The organism is Dyadobacter chenhuakuii (assembly GCF_023821985.2).
Lineage (GTDB): Bacteria > Bacteroidota > Bacteroidia > Cytophagales > Spirosomataceae > Dyadobacter > Dyadobacter chenhuakuii.
On record NZ_CP098805.1, the window covers coordinates 1102796 to 1119755 of the forward strand.

The following is a 16960-nucleotide window of genomic DNA, read 5'->3' on the forward strand; positions in this document are numbered from 1 at the left end:
AGAGAAAGAGAATAGAGAGAATGAAAAATAGAATAAAGCTTTGGCTAATTCTAGCTTTCTTTTCCAGGGATTGAAATCCCTGGCGAGGGTATGGATCGCCGGTGACCCGGCTTGGCATCTGGCTAGTGAGCCGCATCGCGGCGGCCAATTATTTGCCCCGGGCTTCAGCCCGGGGATCCAAAGAGAAAGAGAATAGAGAGATAGAAAATGAAGAGAATATAAAATGAAACAAAGCTTTGGCTAATTCTGGCTTTTTTCCCAGGGATTGAAATCCCTGGCCAGGATATGGATCGCCGGTGACCCGGCTTGGCATCTGGCTAGTGAGCCGCATCGCGGCGGCCAATTCCTCGCCCCGGGCTTCAGCCCGGGGATCCAAAGGGAAAGAGAATAGAGAGAATGAAAAATGAAACAAGGCTTTGGCTAATTCCGGCTTTCTTTTCCAGGGATTGAAATCCCTGGCCAGGATATGGATCGCCGGTGACCCGGCTCGGCATCCTGCTAGTGAGCCGCATCGCGGCGTCCAATCCCTAGCCCCGGGCTTCAGCCCGGGGATCCAAAGAGAAAGAGAAAGAGAAAGAAAATAAAGAGAATATAAAATGAAACAAAGCTTTGGCTAATTCTGGCTTTTTTCCCAGGGATTAAAATCCCTGGCGAGGGTATGGATCGCCGGTGACCCGGCTTGGCATCTGGCTAGTGAGCCGCATCGCGGCGGCCAATCCCCAGCCCCGGGCTGAAGCCCGGGGCTGATAAAAGAGAAATGCCAAGCCGGGTCACCGGCAGTACATATTTAACCCCGGGCTTCAGCCCGGGGATCACAACGCTAACTTACAACCCCAATGGAAACAACAACACAAACGAAAGTAACCTGGCACATTGCCTGCCACGTCAACGACATTCCGGAAGATGGCGGCGGGTGCGCGCTGATTGATGGGAAACAGATTGCGATTTTCAACTTTGCCCGTCGCGGTGAATGGTATGCAACGGATAACCAATGTCCGCACCGCCAGCAGATGGCCGTGTCGCGGGGGATGATCGGGAGCCATGAGGGGGAGCCGAAAGTGGCCTGCCCTTTTCACAAAAAAACCTTTTCATTGCAAAGCGGGCAGTGTCTCAATGATGATTCCTATAAAATCAATACCTTTCCGGTGATGGTGAAAGAAAACCTCGTTTACATCGGAATATGAGCGAATGGAGAGACTCGATAAGAGCGTAGCAAGCAGTCTGACCCGGTTTTACATTGTAGCATTGTGCGTGGTGGCGATGCTGACAATCAGCGGTTTGTTTCTGATCAGAAGGACTATCAATAACCTGAACCATGACAGCCGCATGGTGAATGTGGCCGGAAGGCAGCGGATGCTGAGCCAGCGGCTGACCAAACTTGCGATCCTGAATGTCGGGCAGATAAAGCACAGCGACTCCGCTCAGTTCGACTCGCTTTTAACGATTTGGAAAGAAAGTCACGAGAATCTCGCCAACAAGAAATTACCCGTTGAAAATGGCCTGGTAACCTGGAAAAGCGCTGCACTGGACTCGATGTTTCTGGATCTGATGCCCGTTTTTGACAGCATTTATACCAATTTTTCTTTGGTTAATGATTCAAAAGTAGCCGCGTCGGCAAAAGCTGAGGCATTGAACCTCATTCTGGATAAGGAACCACTGTTTCTTGCCAAAATGGATAAGATCGTTTTTCAGTTTGATAAAGAGAGCTTCCAAAGACTCGAAAACCTCGAACGCATTGAATGGATTCTGGACATTATGACCATCCTCGTGCTTTTTGCAGAAGGGTTGCTGATTTTCAGGCCAGTTGTAAACACCACCAGGCGCGTCGTGCGAATGCTGACCGAATCAGAAAATGCATTGCAGCTTTCGAACCAAAAACTGAAAGAAGCGAATCACCAGCTCCTGGAAGCGCAGAACGATTTGCTGCGTGTGGAAGAGGAGAAATACGAGCTGCAACTGGCCGAAGATCGCATCCGCGCCAGCGCCTTGATCGAAGGGCAGGAGGAGGAACGAAAGCGTTTTGCACTCGAACTGCACGACGGCATCGGCCAGATGCTCACCGGCCTGAAACTGCACGCCGAAAAGCTGAAATCCGTCCAGTTTCATGACCAGAAAAACCAAAAGCGTTTCGAACAGCTGGTGACATTGATCCAGGACATTATCCAGACTACGCGGCAGATTTCATTCAATTTGATGCCTTCCGTATTGAGTGATTTTGGGTTAAGCGCCGCATTGCGCCTGTTATGCGAGCAAACTGCCGAGCTCTCGGGGATCAAAATAGAGTTTGACGGCGATGCGCAAAAGCGTGTTGAAATGGGCCGTCCCACCGAAATAGGGCTCTATCGGATCGCGCAGGAAGCGTTGAATAATGCGGTTAAGCATGCCAATGCGGATAAGATCAAGATTAAATTGGAACAAAATAAGAATCGGATTATTTTGGAAATCGCGGATGACGGAAAAGGATTTTTAATTAGTAATTTGAAATCAGAAGACGGCATTTTCCTGACCCGAAACGGCATGGAAAATATCCGAACCCGAACCCAGCTGCTGAATGGCGAAATGGAGATCGTCTCCGAAGTCGACAGCGGAACACAGCTCATCGTGCGGGTGGATCTTTAAATTATCAATCCAAAAAACACACCTGCATGCCCATCCGGATCCTGGTCGTTGACGACCATTCAGTTGTAAGACAAGGCATTATAACCCTGCTGGAAGACGAGGAGGACCTGCTGATAGCGGGTGAAGCGGCGGATGGGGACGAGGTTTGGGATATGATTGAGCAGGTGAGCCCGGATGTGATCTTGCTCGACCTCACCATGCCGAAAATGTCAGGCATTGAAGTCATTAAGCAGATCGCGCCTGCGTTTTCGAATGTCCGGACCCTGGTTTTCAGCATGCACAACAATGCGGATTACATGATCTCAGCCGCCACCAGCGGCGCTGCGGGCTATTTGCAAAAAGACACAAGCCGCGACGAAATGCTCAAAGCGATCCGCAGTATTGCCAAAGGTGAGCTCTACTTTCCTCCCTATGCTTCGTCGGTGATCATCAAAAATTTATTGAAACAAATTGCCAGAAATCCGGAGCCCAAAGTCGAGCTCGAAGCAGACAATGATAAGTCGATCTGGAAAATGATCACGCCCCGTGAGCAGCAGATCCTGAAATGCCTCACCGAAGGCATGAGCAGTAAAGACATTGCCGAGAAGTTCGACATCAGTTCCAACACCGTTGCGAACCAGCGCGCGAGCATTATGAAGAAGGCAAATGTGAAAAACACCGCCGAGTTGATTAGTCTGGCTTTGCGGGGGAATTAGTTTGCTTCGTTTTTTTACATTTGTATCATTATAAATGTAAAATGTTTCAACTATCCATGAGTTTTCGCAGCCTTTGTTACGCCCTTTTGCTTACGATTTCGGGTTTTAGCGCTGTGGCGCAGTCGTTTACGTTAAGCCCCAACCAGCGTTATTTATTAAAGGACGGCAAGCCGTTTTTCTGGATGGGCGATACGGCATGGGAACTCTTTCACCGCCTCGACCGTGAGGATGCTACCTACTATCTGCAAAAACGTGCCGGACAAGGATTTACAGTCATCCAGGCCGTCGCGCTGGCAGAATTCGACGGATTGAATGTGCCTAACACTTACGGTGACAAACCATTGATCGATAATGATCCTACCAAGCCCAATGAAGCTTATTTCAAGCATGTTGATTTTATCATCGACAAAGCCGCGGAGCTGGGTTTAACCATTGCTTTTTTGCCCACCTGGGGCGATAAAGTTTTTAAATCAACTTGGGGAAAAGGGCCGGAAGTTTTCAATAAAACCAATGCTGAGGCTTATGGTAAGTGGCTGGGTAACCGATATAAAAACCGCAAAAACATCATTTGGGTCCTGGGCGGCGACCGTACGCCTAGAAAAGACGTGGATGATGTAGGCGTTTGGCGGGCTATGGCAGCAGGCGTCGTTGCGGGCGTGGGAGGGAATGATAATGCGATGATGACGTTTCATCCGCAGCCTAATAAAGAAGGATCCGGCGAATGGTTTCATGATGATCAATGGTTGGATTTCAATATGTTTCAGAATGGACATTGCCGGGATGCGGCCGTTTATGAAAACATAAAAAGAGCGTACGACCGCAAGCCTACCAAACCCGTGCTGGACGCGGAGCCGATTTACGAAGACCATCCCGTTTGTTTCAATGCCACCGAGCTAGGCACATCCAATGCTTATGACGTGAGAAAAGCAGCATATCTGGATCTTTTCTCAGGCGCTTTCGGCCATACGTATGGCTGCCACGACATTTGGCAAATGTATGCACCGAACCGCGAAGCAGTAAATGGCCCGCACATTTACTGGCAACAAGCGATGGACTTGCCAGGCGCGAAGGAAATGCAATTTGTTCGCAAGCTCATGGAATCACGCTCAATCCTGGATCGCGTTCCGGATCAATCCGTTGTGGTTGAAAATGATTTGGCTTCCTACGAAAGAATCCAGGCCACGCGCGGTGCGGACTTCATTTTCATTTATACATCAACAGGAAAATCATTCTCCGTAAATCCCGGCAAAATCTCAGGCAGTCAGCTCAATGCGTTCTGGTTCGATCCGCGAAACGGCAAAACCAAAGACATTGGAAAAGTGGATGGCAAGGCAGTAAAGCAATACACGCCGCCGACTTCGGGTTACGGGCAGGATTGGATTCTTGTTCTAGACGATGCTTCCAAAAATTACAAGATGCCGTAATAAATGGCTCACCGCAAGAACACAGAGCCGGTCGGCACTTGTTCGGCGGCCGAAAATGATTGCTTGTAACCACTCTCGATTTTCGCCAGATCCTTCGTTTTCTTTTGCGCTTTGAGGCTTTGGGATAAACCGATGGCTGACCAGCCGTTTCCGGGATTCCAGATCAGATCTTCCCTGTAAATTTTCTCAGCAACGGCTGGTTTGTTCATTTTTAATAGATAAGCACCTAAAAACTGCCGTGCTGGAATCGGCCAATCGTTGGGCTCCGTGTAGATGAGGCCATCTTCGATCCCGATTGCCTTGTCGAGGCTGGCGATCGTTTCGTCATAATTTTTGTTTTCAAATGCAATGGCGGCTGTCAGGATTTCTCCGGCAATGTTTGCGATGGGTGTAAATGCGTTAAAGGGAATACGTCTTTTGGTCAGGATCGGATCTTTTGCTTTTTCCAGAAGTGACTTTAATTCCGATTTTGCCTTGTCGGCAGCGCCGGTATTTACAAGGGCCATTCCTCTTGCGAAGTTGCGGAGCAGACCAGCGTATGTCCATTTAGGATCCAGTTTGGTGGTATCTTTCAGGATTTCATCCCATTTTCCCAGCCTTACCAATGTCAGTTCAGGGAGCATAAAAAGATATTGATCATACGGACTTTCGTATGTCGGCGATACCGATTTCCTTAACCTGTTTGCCGCATGCATACCCGTTTTATACAAGCCGGCGCTCATGGCGCAATAGGTTTGCACAGCAAAATAATGCGGACTGTGTTTTACGAGATTGAGGTTTTTGGCAAGGGAATCATATTGAAGCAAGGCTGCATCCGCACGATCATTCACATCCACGCCTTTCAGGAAGTAACCGTTTCGCTCATATTCATGACTCGACATATGCACCATATGTGCCACGCCGGGCAGCTGATCTCTCAATTTATCCGCGTTGGGAAGCGCCACTTCCGGGTGCCGAGAAGCTTCTGTTAGATGAATGTGGTAATGCAATGCTGCCGGATGATCGGGGTTTGCCTGCAAAACCTGTTCGCTCAGCGCAATCACCTCGTTAGTCCAGGCTTTGGGTGTGCCATCGTTATTCCAAAAATCCCACGCGTGTATGAGCATTACCGCGTCCACGAAAAGCATTTTGATGTCCTGATCCTCCGGAAATTGAGATATCAATCCGCGCGTTTTTTGCGCATAGGCAATGTTAAGGGCCTTTCTGTCTGCATCAGACGCATCCGCTGAATAGCGCTGGTTCATGACAGCGATCAGTGCCTGCTCTTTCTTTGTTGTGTTAGCTGCAAACTGATTCATTTGCTTTAAAACCGCCGGAATGCTCTCTGGTTTTTTATACAAATGTGCAGCATTATAATATGGCCCCATCGCCAGCGCTTGTCCCCAGTAAGCCATTGCACACGTCGGTTCGAGTCGGGCTGCCTCCTGGAAAGATGCCAGCGATTCCTTCATATGGTAACTATAATACATGGTCAGTCCCTGATCGAAATAGAACTGGACACTATCATTCCTGGTCGAGATAGGATATGAGTATTTGCCCCACCCGGGCATTGCTGAAATGAACTTTCCGTTGGCCGCTGCCTGCACCACCGAACTGCTAACAGCGCCGCAAACGGCAATGTTGCTTTGTTCCGGAATTTGGGTTTTAAAAACTTCAAAGGCATTGAACCGCAGTAACAGAGCAGTTATCACAATGACTGGAAGCAATAAAAAAGAGAGGAAAAGATTTTTCATTTTAAGTAGCTGATGTGCCTGACGGATCATTTAAATATAAAGCCATTATTTCTTTTTCGGTAATTCGGCAGGCATTTTGTGGCTCTGCGGTATGATAATTGCCTTCATCAGGCTTTCGAAAAACAATCAACAAACTGAAAATGAGAGAGCCATTAACAGCCCAGCCGCCGATTTCGCGCAAGGGTTTCTTAACATTAACGGGTAGATATGCGGCCATCGGAGCTATGAGCGGATTGGCAATCCAAAGCTCAAAAGACGCTTTTGCACAAGCGCCGCTTAAAGCCACTTCACCGCCAGCGCGCGTGCCTGCCAAACCGGAGGATCCTATCGTATTGGAGAAGTGGAAGTCGGAATATGACCAGCAAAGCGCGCCCACGCCAACGCCGCTTCCGCCTGATCAGCGCGTGGGGTATGCCGTTGTAGGATTGGGGCACTTGTCCCTGGAAGAGATTCTACCAGCGTTAGGAATGTGCAAAAAATCGAAACTGGCGGCACTTGTGAGTGGAAGTCCGGAAAAAATGAAAAAGGTTGCCGCTCAATACGGAGTCAAAACAGAGAGCTGTTATAGCTATGAAACGTACGATCAGTTAAAAGAAAACAAGGAGGTGGACGTCATTTACATTGTTTTACCAAACGGCTTGCATAAGGAATATGTGGTGCGTGGCGCTAAGGCAGGAAAGCATATTTTGTGCGAAAAACCGATGGCCAACACTGCCGAAGAATGTAAGGAAATGATTGCTGCCTGTAATAAAGCGAATGTGAAGCTGATGATTGCATACCGCATTCAATATCAGCCGCATAACCGTAAACTGAGGGAAATTTTGCAGAAAAAGGAATTTGGGCCTGTTAAAGTGGTTGAGGCTTCCAATTGCCAGAGTACCGCAAACCCGGATCACTGGCGTCACAAACTAAAACTCGCCGGCGGCGGTGTTCTCCCCGACATAGGCCTTTACTGCCTCAACACGACCCGATTTATTCTGGGAGAAGAGCCAACCGAGGTTTTTGCATATCAGTACAGCACCCCTGGTAACCCGCTATTCACTGAGGTTGAGGAATTTGTATCATGGCAAATGCGCTTTTCAAATGGCATCATTGCAAATTGCACCACACATTATAATGTACACGAAAGCCGCCGCTATCGCGTCCTGTGTGAAAAAGGCTGGCTGAATATGGACAGAGCGTACGCTTACAAAGGCCAAGATTTGAGCAGCGCCAAAGCCGATGGCCGCTTAGAACTGCACCAGAACATTGGTATGGCGGAAGTAAACCAGTTTGCAACAGAGATGGATCACTTTTCCGACTGTGTGATCAACAACAAAAAGCCATTCACACCGGGTGAGGAAGGTTTGCAGGATCATATTATTATGGAAGCCATTTACAAGTCTGCGCGTGAAGGTAAGCCTGTGAAAATCAACTCAACCCAGACCAACGCTGCATTGCACGGGCCTGAGCCAGAGTTGGGATAATCATTGTTTAGCAAGATCAGGCCGGTCAAGCACTTCGTTTTCCGGCCTGATCTCAATCCACCACTCTTTGGAGGCACTGCGGGTCCGGCAGACAGTTTATTGAGAAAATCAGGCAATTCGGTCATTGCGTTATATATTTACCCCGATATACAAACCTGATCCGTTAATGGAAAAAGAGAATACTTTGTTTGGCGTGCGGGAGATTGCGAGAAGGGCTAATGTATCCACGGCCACGGTGGACCGTGTGCTGCATAACCGGACTGGGGTTTCCGAAAAGACCAAAAAGCGGATCAACGACATCATTAAGGAACTCGATTATCAGCCTAACATCCTGGCCAGCAGGCTCGCTTCCAAAAAGATCATTACACTGGCCATTCTGGTTCCCGAGGTTTCCGAGGAAACTGATTTTTGGGAGGCACCATTGAATGGCGTGCGGAGGGCAGAAGCTGAAATCAGGCAATATGGCATTCAGACACTTACGTTTTTCTTTGACCTTAATAATAAAGATTCCTATGTTCAAAAAGCGCGTGAAATCCTTGCGCTCGATGTCCACGGCATTTTAATAGCACCCTCATTTATTGCAGAAACAAAAGAATTTGCAAAAGAATGTGCTGAAAGAAAAATCCCATTTGTCTTCATTGATTCGGACATTCCGGATCTGAAAAGCCTATCGTACATTGGCCCGCATCTTTATAAAAGTGGCTACGTAGGGGCGAAGTTGCTCACTTACAGGCTGCAACCGGAAAAGAAAGTGTTGATTATCAACATTTCAAAGGAAATCGACAACTTCAATTACGAAACTATCGAGGAAGGTTTCCGCGCCTATTTTTCGGACAACCAGAATCCCAATGAGATCGTCCGCATTGACATTCGTGAGACGGATTACCAATCTGTTGCGCGGCATTTAACCTATGTTTTTCATCTTAATAAGGACATCGGGGCTGCATTCGTGACGAATTCACGTGTGCATACCGTGGCCTCTTTTCTTAAAAATAGCCACCGCACCGAGGTGTCGCTGATCGGTTATGATTTTGTGAAGGACAATGTGAAATATCTCGAAAGTAATGTTATCGATTTCCTGATCTGCCACCGCCCGGAAGACCAGGCTTACCGGGGCATTATGGCACTGTACCAAACGCTGGTCATGAACGCAAACGTGTCCAAACTGAACTACATGCCCATTGACATTGTGACAAAAGAAAATTACGAGTTTTATCAAAATTGATTTCTATTAAACGGGCATATTACAGTTCTGCAACTTTATTATCTCGTCCTTTACTAATGTTAAATATTTCTTTTCTATATTTACGGGCACGTGCCCGTTACATATTAATCGTACATTGACGGGACATCCCGGACCCTTTAAACATTCACATTTTGAAAGATTCTATTTTTAAATGGCTTCGCTCGTTAGGGCCGGGAATGATCACCGCGGCATTGGTTTTCGGGCCCAGCAAGCTGACCATTACTTCCAAACTAGGGGCGGTTTACGGTTATTCACTCCTTTGGGTCGTGATTGCTGCGATCCTTTTCATGGCTGTTTTCACGGCTATGGCCACGCGGATCGGCCTCGCTACGAATCAATCGTTGCTGGCGTCGGTAAAACATAAATGGGGCAGGCCCGCTTCCGTCGCCATGGGGATTGGCGTTTTTTTGGTGAGCACATCATTCCAGGCAGGCAATTCCATTGGCGTGGGTATTTCTGTTGGGGAGCTTTATCATACGTCGCCCGTTCCCTGGATCATAATTTTTAATGTGGTGGGAATCAGCTTGCTATTTTTCAGGAGCTTCTATTCTGTGCTGGAAAAGACGATGATATTCCTGATTCTTGTCATGTTGTTTTCCTTTATTACCACATTTTTTTACGCGAGACCTGATGCTTCCGAAATTGTCAAGGGCTTTACCACACCGGTCATCCCGGCAGGTTCACAAGGATTGATCATTGCTTTTGTGGCTTCCTGCTTTTCTATTGTGGGTGCATTATATCAATGTTACCTCATTCAGGAGCGCATCCGGGTGAAGCCAGAGGTCAGGAATGGCAAAAATGACAGTACGACGGGAATCATCGTGCTCGGTGTCATGTGCTCGATCGTGATCATTTGTGCGGCGGCCATCTTGCAGCCGAAAGGCATTAAGGTCAATTCTGCAACGGATATGGCCAAGGCACTGGAACCACTTTTTGGTAACAATGCATCCACACTTTTCCTCGTGGGCCTGTTTGGTGCAGCATTTTCTTCATTGATCGGTAATGCATCTGTTGGCGGCACATTGTTGGGCGATGCGTTGGGAGTAGGGAGTAATTTTAGCTCTAAATCAGTGCGTTACCTGGTTGCCTTGGTGATGGTTGTCGGTGCGGCTATCGCTGTTAAATTTGGTAAGCTGCCATTGGAGCTGATCGTATTTGCACAAAGCGTTACCATTTTCATCGTTCCGTTTATTGGAACTGCCCTCTATATGGTCGGTAATGACAAGGAGCTGATGGGCGACAAGGTAAACAGTCCGCTCGTGAAAGTGGTTGCGGGCGTGGGGCTGGTCATCATTTTCTCTCTTGCGATCATTAATAGTAAAGAATTATTTTTCAACAATCCGCTATTTAAATAATGACTGGTTTCGAACTTCTGGAAGAAAAATGGCTGAGCCCATCGGACGCTTTAATTGACGATATAAAACAAATAAAAGGCGATATCCTGATCCTGGGGGCCGGTGGTAAGATAGGGCCAAGCATTGCGAAACTTGCAAAACAGGCTGTCGAACGAGCCGGCCTGGACAAGCGTGTGATCGGCGTTTCCAGGTTTAGTGAGGAAGGATTGACCGAAGAGCTGAATGCGGCAGGCATCGAAACCATAGCTGCTAACATCTTGAATGATGCTGAGTTGCAGGCGCTGCCGGAAGTGGAAAACGTGCTTTATCTGGCCGGGACCAAGTTTGGCACTTCCAATAATGAACCTTACACCTGGGCAATGAATACGTATCTGCCGGGACGGGTAGCTGAGAAATTTAAGAATTCAAAAATCGTCGTCTATTCAACCGGCAATGTTTATCCGTTCACGACGGTCGCATCCGGTGGTGCTACGGAGGAAATGCGCGCTGATCCGGTGGGTGAATATGGCCAGTCGTGCCTGGGTAGGGAGCGGTTATTTCAATATTTTTCATCTGTACATAGCACGCCGATCCTGATTTACAGGCTCAACTATGCCATTGATTTCAAATACGGCGTGTTACTGGAAGTGGCAAAATCGGTTCTGGCGGGCAAGCCGGTGGATCTGCGGACGGGCCACGTGAATGTAATCTGGCAGGGTGATGCCAATGAAATGGCTATCCGTTCGCTACTGCATTGCGAGTCGCCATCGAAGATACTGAACATTACCGGGCCCGAAACGGTCTCACTTCGCTGGCTGGCAGCGGAGTTCGGACGTATATTCAATAACGAACCGCAATTTGTAAATGAGGAGCAGCCTACGGCATTATTAAGCAATGCGGCTGAGTCTTTCCGGTTGTTCGGCTATCCGCGCACAACATTGAAGCAAATGATTGGAATCACCGCACAGTGGTTGCAGGAAGGTGGAAAGACTATTAATAAACCCACTCACTTTCAGGAGCGTAAGGGGCAATTTTAAGAGATTTTGGAATAAAAAAAACAGGAGAAATGCTTAACACAGAAACGAGGAAACTGTTGTTTGAGGGCACCGTAATTCCAGCCCACCCGCTGGCTTTGCAACAGAATTTGCAACTGGACGAGCCCAGGCAGCGCGGATTGACGCAATATTATATGGCCAGTGGGGCAGGAGGCGTTGCCGTCGGCGTGCATACCACGCAATTCGAGATCCGTGATCCCGAGGTAAACCTTTATGAAACAGTCCTCAGGATTGCGGCAGAGGAGATTACTAATGCGCATCTGGACCGTCCTTTTATCAAGGTGGCCGGCATTGTCGGGCTTACAGATCAGGCTGTTAAGGAAGCAAACATCGCTTTGAAATACGGTTATGATCTTGGGCTGGTGAGTATGGCAGCATTCAAAAATCATTCGGAAGATGACATTATTGAACATATCAGAACGATTGCGAAGATCATCCCGGTTTTTGGGTTTTATCTGCAATCGGCCATTGGTGGCAGGGTTTACTCGTATCAGTTCTGGCAGCAGTTCGCCGAGATCCCGAATGTGCTGGCGATCAAGATTGCCGCATTTAACCGTTACCAGACGCTGGATGTTGTCCGCGCGGTTTGCAACAGTTCGAGGGTGAATGAAATAGCACTTTATACGGGTAACGACGATAACATTGTAGCCGACCTGATCACGCCCTACCGGTTTGAAGTCGATGGTGAGGTGATTGAAAAGACGTTTGTGGGCGGCTTACTGGGACATTGGGCAGTGTGGACAGAAAAGGCAGTGAAGGTGCTCGCGGCGGCAAAGGAATTTGTAAAAAACAAACATACAAATGCAGCTGATGTTTTACGCTTGAATATTGAAGTGACTGACATGAACGCGGCCATTTTTGATCCGGCGCACAACTTTCACGGCTGCATCACAGGCGTGCATGAAGTGCTGAAAAGGCAGGGACTTATGGAAGGGATCTGGACATTAAACCCAAATGAAACGCTATCGCCCGGCCAAGCTGAGGAGATCACGCGCGTCACGCAAGCATATGCACATTTAATTGATGATGAGTTTGTTACTGATTTTTTAAATCGCCACGTTAAAGTAGTTTAAGACAATTCTTCAAACCATTTTTTGAAAACGGGCACGCGCTCTTTGCTTATCAGGATCTGGTTGGACGAGGATGGCGTCGTGCGGACGAGCAGCCTGCCATTGAAATACAATTCGATCTCCGAAATGCATTCGCGCGATATGATAAATTGACGGTTGGCCCGGAAAAAATTCGTAGGGTCCAGTTGATTTTCAAGCTCTTCCAAAGATTTGTCGACAACAAAATTCCTGTCATCATGCAAAGTGGCCACCACAACTCCGTTTTTAATGGTTAACCACCCGAAATCAGAATCCTTTAACGGGATCAGTTTGTCACGATAAGGCACCAGGAAGCTCCTGCGGGGACTTTTTCGGTTCAGGATCTGGTTATGCATCAGCTCTTCCAGATATTTCACCTTGCTGATGGCATTCTCCTCATTGAGCTGATAGTATTTTTCAAGACTGAATTTCAGGGATTCCTGGCGGATGGGTTTCAGCAGATAATCGATGCTGTTGAGCTTGAAGGCACGCATGGCATACTCGTCGTGCGCAGTGGTGAAAATCACCGGACAGCCGATGGAAATTTGTTCGAAAATCTGGAAGCAAGTGCCGTCCCCGAGCTGTACGTCAAGGAAAATCAGATCCGGGCTAGGGTTATCGCTGAGCCAATCAACGGCGGTTTCTACGCTGTCGAGCACATTCAGGATCTCAGTTTTGGGATCAATTTTTTGTATTAATTGCGTCAGATACTCGCCCGCTGGCTGTTCGTCTTCAATGATAAGGATCTTGGTCATGGAGCTTCAATCAATGGAACTTTAACTGTAAAATGCTGCTCATCTTGCAGCAACAATGGTTTTTGGCCCGTTTGGATCTTGTAACGTTTGTCCAGGTTTTGCAGGCCGATCCCGGTTCCGGGTGAATTTTTTTTGTTGACGGAATTGGAAACCGTAATGTGCTTCTCTTGCTCGCTCAGCCTGAGCTCGATCATCAGTATCTGACTGGAAGTGATCACATTATGCTTGATTGCGTTCTCGATCAGGATTTGAAGGGAAAGTGGAATGATGTACCAACTCCTGGCCGTTTCCACTTCATGAAAGCAGTAAGCGAGTTTCTCACCAAATCTCGCCTTATATAGGTCAAGATATGCACGCGCAGCGTCTAGCTCGTCTTTAAGGAGGATGAGACTCTGGTTTTGCACTTTAAGATTGTATCTCAGAATGTCCGACAGATCCAGTACAATGCGCTGAGCCTGATCCGGATTGGTAGCGATCGAAATGTTCAGGATGTTTAATGCATTGAACAAAAAATGAGGGTTCAGCTGATTTTGCAATGCTTCGAGCTGCGCTTTGAGCTGCTCGCGTTTGAGCTGCTCATTTTCAAGTCCGATCTGGTGGTTTTCCTGCGTCGTCAGTAGAAAATTCCGGAAGCCGAGAATGGCCAGCAGCAGCAGAATGTGATACAGGTAATACACCACCCGGAAGATCAGCATATCCGAGTTATCAGCGTCCAGGGCCAGTTTAAGCTGAAAAAGGATCTCATTGATCCCCATAAAAAGGACAAACAACAGGACGATCTGCACCCAGGTTTTCTGGCTGTTGAACCAGCTGGGCATATTGTAAGTATTTTGAAGGCAGATATAGACGAATATCCACGAAAATTCGAAGCTTATTATAAATTGAATGCAAATATCCAGCAACCCAGAGCCGATCGTGTCGGGGTCAAATAATGATGTCCAGACGAAGATCAGGCGCGGAATTGTGGCAAATAAGCTTAGGATGAAACAGAGACGCCAACCTAATGACATCCCATTCCGATAATTTAAGTCGGGGTTCATGCCAGGCTTGTCAGAAGCTTGCTATTCCTTGAAGTTTTTGCGGAAGTAGTATTCTTTTTTTGGATGAGCGACGCCACAGATTCGATAAGACCGATTTCTGCCTGCGTCCATTCCCGGCTGTTCAGGGTGTCTTCCAGCCCTATGAAACCCAGCCAGCCTACATTTCCCTGAATCGGAACGGCCAGCAACGACAGGGCATCCTGCTGACTAAGCCATTGAATTTCAGCGCCTGTCATATTTGCAGACGGTTCTAAAACTGGTTTTTTGGCGTCAAATAACGCATTCCAGCGATTGAAACCCGGAATCTTGATGGTCTTTCCTGAATGCTTAGCGGGCACGCCGGGTGCAGTAACCTCTATCTTTAATGTCAGGTCCTGCGCATCACCGGATGCAGGCTGATTTTTGATATACAAATAAATTCTGCTCAGGTCCATCACTTCCAATAGCAACGAGAATGCATTGGAAAGCGAATCAGAAGCAAGCTCATCTTCGCAACGCGCAAGCACTTTCTTGTAAAGCGACTCGTGGTTTTGGTTATGCTGGTCGATCTTTTTGCGGGCGTTGTTTTTCCATTTGGCCAGCGTGTTTTCCAGTGCAGGGATCCAGCCCAGTTTGTTAGAGCAATTGATATAATAACTTGTTTCTGTCACTGCCAGCACTCTTTCAGCCGTAACCGGGCAATGTCCTTCTGTCATAACCAGGCAGGGAAGCTGGCTGCCGAGCACATTGGCGAGGTCGGTAATCTTACCGTCAGGAAGGAGGCAATTGGAAATCAGCAGATCGTATTTGGATTCGTAAAAGGCTTCAATAGCCAGTTGTTTGGAAGCAACTTGCCGGATACTAAATTTGTAACCAGCGTAGCCAAGAGAATCTTCAAGCAGAGCGAGATATTCCTTTTGGATGGCAACGATGAGGAGGTTTAAGGGTTTCATGAGATAAACGTTTTTAGTATTGCAATTATACAAACTAAAGTAGAAACAATACTACCATTCCGAACTTAAAGGTCAGAAAAAATAGTACCCCAAAAATCCAGGTTTAACGTCGTCGGTTTGAGGTCGGGAAACAACAGGTTCACCTCTACATTTTTCAGTTTCAGTTAAAATTCGAAATGCTTCGCGAGTGTTATTGGGATATTTATGGAAGAAAAGGGACATAGACGCGAAATTTTGTTTTGTTACCCTGCTCACATTGATTTAAGAAAAGTCGAACCCTTCAAACCGAACATTTAAAAAGATGAATGCTAATAAGTTACTCTCTCGACGATATTTTTATCAAATCATGAATGGCAAGAATGAGCAGGTTGCTCATGAGATCTTATCCGAAGATTTCGTATTCACACTGCCTACACATCCCGAGCCATTTCACGGCCCTGACGGATTTTTCGGACTGGTCCAGATGCTGCACGGTTCGTTTCCTGATTTTTACATTAACCCACAAGAAATGGTGGCCGGCGGCGACTGGGTTGTGACGCGCTGGAGAGGCGGCGGCACGCACACAGGCGGACCACTGCTTACCGTAAAAGGAAATGTGGAAGCAACCGGAAAATTCTTCGAAATCGATGGTATGACCTGGCACACGATTAAGGACGGCAAGATCACCGAATCTATCGGTCACGAAGATACACTGGGACTAATGCTGCAACTGGGCGTCCTGCCTTCCGAAAACGAGCCTGTACCCGCGGACCTGGAACACAACCAAACATTAGCGACCAGATATTTCGACGAGATCATGAGCCAGGGCAAACTGGAAGTGATCGAAGAGATCCTGGATCCTGAATTTGCGTTCATCATCCCAACCCAGCCCGAGCCGATCGCCGGATATCCCGCATTCAAAAATTTCGTAGGCTATCTGCGCAATGCATTTCCTGACATCAAATTCACGGTAATGCGCCAGACCGCAGAAGGCAATAAAGTCGCCACACGCTGGAACATTGAAGGCACACACCAGGGAGAATTCCTGGGCGCCGCGCCAACGGGTAACCACGTGAAGGATTACGGGATCGACATTTTCACAATCAAAAACGGCAAAATCCTTTCGGTTCATGTAAATGAAAACGACTTCGGATTAATGCAGCAACTTGGAGCAATCCCATCATGACATTGGAAGAAAATAAAGCAATAGTACGCAGATACTGGTTCGATTTCTGGAATGAAAAGAATGTAGCAGTCCTGGACGAAATCGCAGTGGAAGATGTGGTTTTTCACTTTCCTCCCGGCCAGGCACATCAGCCACCTACATTAAGAAAGTGGTTCGAAACTGCCCTGATAGCATTCCCCGACGTGTTTTTTACCTTGCACGACGAACTGGCAGAAGGCGATAAAGTGGTAAGCCGCTGGTCATACGAAGCCACCAATACCGGCAATTTCCTCGGACGCGAAACGACCAGCATCCGGGTCCAGGACCAGGGAATTGACATATTCCGCATCGAGAACGGCAAGATCGTTGAAATGTGGGTTGCCCAGGATAGTCTGGGTTTGTTGCAACAATTGAAAGTGATTCAATAAA

15 protein-coding genes are annotated in these 16960 nt (G+C 47.6%); 11 read left to right on the top strand and 4 right to left on the bottom strand.

Annotation, left to right across the window (positions count from 1 at the left end; genetic code table 11):
• The first annotated feature begins 836 nt into the window (after positions 1-836).
• From nirD to NFI80_RS04595, 4 genes are read left to right on the top strand one after another with little or no spacing between them, the layout of a single operon-like run.
• Positions 837-1184 carry a nitrite reductase small subunit NirD gene (gene nirD / locus NFI80_RS04580; RefSeq protein ID WP_026631460.1) on the top strand — a complete coding sequence of 116 codons (348 nt, stop codon included), beginning with the start codon at positions 837-839 and terminating at the stop codon, positions 1182-1184.
• 4 nt (positions 1185-1188) lie between these two features.
• Entirely contained in the window at positions 1189-2619 is a 1431-nt protein-coding gene (locus tag NFI80_RS04585) for an ATP-binding protein (protein WP_235164734.1), read from the top strand.
• Between the two features lie 26 nt (positions 2620-2645).
• Entirely contained in the window at positions 2646-3314 is a 669-nt protein-coding gene (locus NFI80_RS04590) for a response regulator (protein WP_235164733.1), read from the top strand.
• Between the two features lie 56 nt (positions 3315-3370).
• Positions 3371-4738 carry a glycoside hydrolase family 140 protein gene (locus NFI80_RS04595; RefSeq protein ID WP_235164732.1) on the top strand — a complete coding sequence of 456 codons (1368 nt, stop codon included), beginning with the start codon at positions 3371-3373 and terminating at the stop codon, positions 4736-4738.
• 8 nt (positions 4739-4746) lie between these two features.
• Here NFI80_RS04595 and NFI80_RS04600 read toward each other — a convergent pair whose 3' ends face one another.
• On the bottom strand, positions 4747-6471 hold the full coding sequence (locus tag NFI80_RS04600; RefSeq protein ID WP_235164731.1) for a tetratricopeptide repeat protein: 1725 nt from the start codon (positions 6469-6471) through the stop codon (positions 4747-4749).
• A gap of 140 nt (positions 6472-6611) precedes the next feature.
• Here NFI80_RS04600 and NFI80_RS04605 point away from each other — a divergent pair, with 140 nt between their 5' ends.
• The 5 genes from NFI80_RS04605 (at position 6612) to NFI80_RS04625 (ending at position 12645) form a co-directional block, all read left to right on the top strand.
• Positions 6612-7937, top strand: coding sequence for a Gfo/Idh/MocA family protein (locus tag NFI80_RS04605; protein WP_235164730.1), 1326 nt, complete (start codon positions 6612-6614; stop codon positions 7935-7937).
• Positions 7938-8103: 166 nt separating this feature from the next.
• Positions 8104-9162 carry a LacI family DNA-binding transcriptional regulator gene (locus NFI80_RS04610; protein WP_235164729.1) on the top strand — a complete coding sequence of 353 codons (1059 nt, stop codon included), beginning with the start codon at positions 8104-8106 and terminating at the stop codon, positions 9160-9162.
• Positions 9163-9314: 152 nt separating this feature from the next.
• Positions 9315-10538 carry an Nramp family divalent metal transporter gene (locus tag NFI80_RS04615; protein ID WP_233797992.1) on the top strand — a complete coding sequence of 408 codons (1224 nt, stop codon included), beginning with the start codon at positions 9315-9317 and terminating at the stop codon, positions 10536-10538.
• Positions 10538-11554, top strand: a complete 1017-nt coding sequence (locus tag NFI80_RS04620; RefSeq protein ID WP_235164728.1) for an NAD-dependent epimerase/dehydratase family protein — start codon at positions 10538-10540, stop codon at positions 11552-11554. The genes NFI80_RS04615 and NFI80_RS04620 overlap by 1 nt, the downstream gene beginning before the upstream one ends.
• A 29-nt stretch (positions 11555-11583) precedes the next feature.
• A complete protein-coding gene (locus NFI80_RS04625; protein ID WP_235164727.1) occupies positions 11584-12645 on the top strand; it encodes a dihydrodipicolinate synthase family protein in 1062 nt (353 codons plus the stop codon).
• Here the strand turns inward: NFI80_RS04625 and NFI80_RS04630 are convergent.
• The 3 genes from NFI80_RS04630 to NFI80_RS04640 all read right to left on the bottom strand — a co-directional run bounded on the left by NFI80_RS04630 (position 12642) and on the right by NFI80_RS04640 (position 15387).
• A complete protein-coding gene (locus NFI80_RS04630; protein WP_235164726.1) occupies positions 12642-13415 on the bottom strand; it encodes a LytR/AlgR family response regulator transcription factor in 774 nt (257 codons plus the stop codon). The genes NFI80_RS04625 and NFI80_RS04630 overlap by 4 nt on opposite strands.
• Positions 13412-14233, bottom strand: coding sequence for a sensor histidine kinase (locus NFI80_RS04635; RefSeq protein ID WP_235160668.1), 822 nt, complete (start codon positions 14231-14233; stop codon positions 13412-13414). The genes NFI80_RS04630 and NFI80_RS04635 overlap by 4 nt, the downstream gene beginning before the upstream one ends.
• A 218-nt stretch (positions 14234-14451) precedes the next feature.
• The gene (locus NFI80_RS04640; protein WP_233797997.1) at positions 14452-15387 is read right to left on the bottom strand and encodes a GAF domain-containing protein; all 936 of its coding nucleotides are present in this window, start codon (positions 15385-15387) and stop codon (positions 14452-14454) included.
• A gap of 301 nt (positions 15388-15688) precedes the next feature.
• On the opposite strand from NFI80_RS04640, the gene NFI80_RS04645 reads away from it, so the two are divergent.
• A complete protein-coding gene (locus NFI80_RS04645; protein ID WP_235160670.1) occupies positions 15689-16552 on the top strand; it encodes an ester cyclase in 864 nt (287 codons plus the stop codon).
• Positions 16549-16959 carry an ester cyclase gene (locus tag NFI80_RS04650; protein ID WP_233797999.1) on the top strand — a complete coding sequence of 137 codons (411 nt, stop codon included), beginning with the start codon at positions 16549-16551 and terminating at the stop codon, positions 16957-16959. Before NFI80_RS04645 ends, NFI80_RS04650 begins: the two co-directional genes overlap by 4 nt.
• The last annotated feature ends 1 nt before the right edge of the window (position 16960 follow it).

Excerpts from the sequence above, each read along its gene's own strand:
- nirD (WP_026631460.1), top strand. The coding sequence starts at position 837 with ATGGAAACAACAACACAAACGAAAGTAACCTGGCACATTGCCTGCCAC.
- NFI80_RS04585 (WP_235164734.1), top strand. The coding sequence starts at position 1,189 with ATGGAGAGACTCGATAAGAGCGTAGCAAGCAGTCTGACCCGGTTTTAC.
- NFI80_RS04590 (WP_235164733.1), top strand. The coding sequence starts at position 2,646 with ATGCCCATCCGGATCCTGGTCGTTGACGACCATTCAGTTGTAAGACAA.
- NFI80_RS04595 (WP_235164732.1), top strand. The coding sequence starts at position 3,371 with ATGAGTTTTCGCAGCCTTTGTTACGCCCTTTTGCTTACGATTTCGGGT.
- NFI80_RS04600 (WP_235164731.1), bottom strand. The coding sequence starts at position 6,471 with ATGAAAAATCTTTTCCTCTCTTTTTTATTGCTTCCAGTCATTGTGATA.
- NFI80_RS04605 (WP_235164730.1), top strand. The coding sequence starts at position 6,612 with ATGAGAGAGCCATTAACAGCCCAGCCGCCGATTTCGCGCAAGGGTTTC.
- NFI80_RS04610 (WP_235164729.1), top strand. The coding sequence starts at position 8,104 with ATGGAAAAAGAGAATACTTTGTTTGGCGTGCGGGAGATTGCGAGAAGG.
- NFI80_RS04620 (WP_235164728.1), top strand. The coding sequence starts at position 10,538 with ATGACTGGTTTCGAACTTCTGGAAGAAAAATGGCTGAGCCCATCGGAC.
- NFI80_RS04625 (WP_235164727.1), top strand. The coding sequence starts at position 11,584 with ATGCTTAACACAGAAACGAGGAAACTGTTGTTTGAGGGCACCGTAATT.
- NFI80_RS04630 (WP_235164726.1), bottom strand. The coding sequence starts at position 13,415 with ATGACCAAGATCCTTATCATTGAAGACGAACAGCCAGCGGGCGAGTAT.
- NFI80_RS04635 (WP_235160668.1), bottom strand. The coding sequence starts at position 14,233 with ATGCCCAGCTGGTTCAACAGCCAGAAAACCTGGGTGCAGATCGTCCTG.
- NFI80_RS04640 (WP_233797997.1), bottom strand. The coding sequence starts at position 15,387 with ATGAAACCCTTAAACCTCCTCATCGTTGCCATCCAAAAGGAATATCTC.
- NFI80_RS04645 (WP_235160670.1), top strand. The coding sequence starts at position 15,689 with ATGAATGCTAATAAGTTACTCTCTCGACGATATTTTTATCAAATCATG.
- NFI80_RS04650 (WP_233797999.1), top strand. The coding sequence starts at position 16,549 with ATGACATTGGAAGAAAATAAAGCAATAGTACGCAGATACTGGTTCGAT.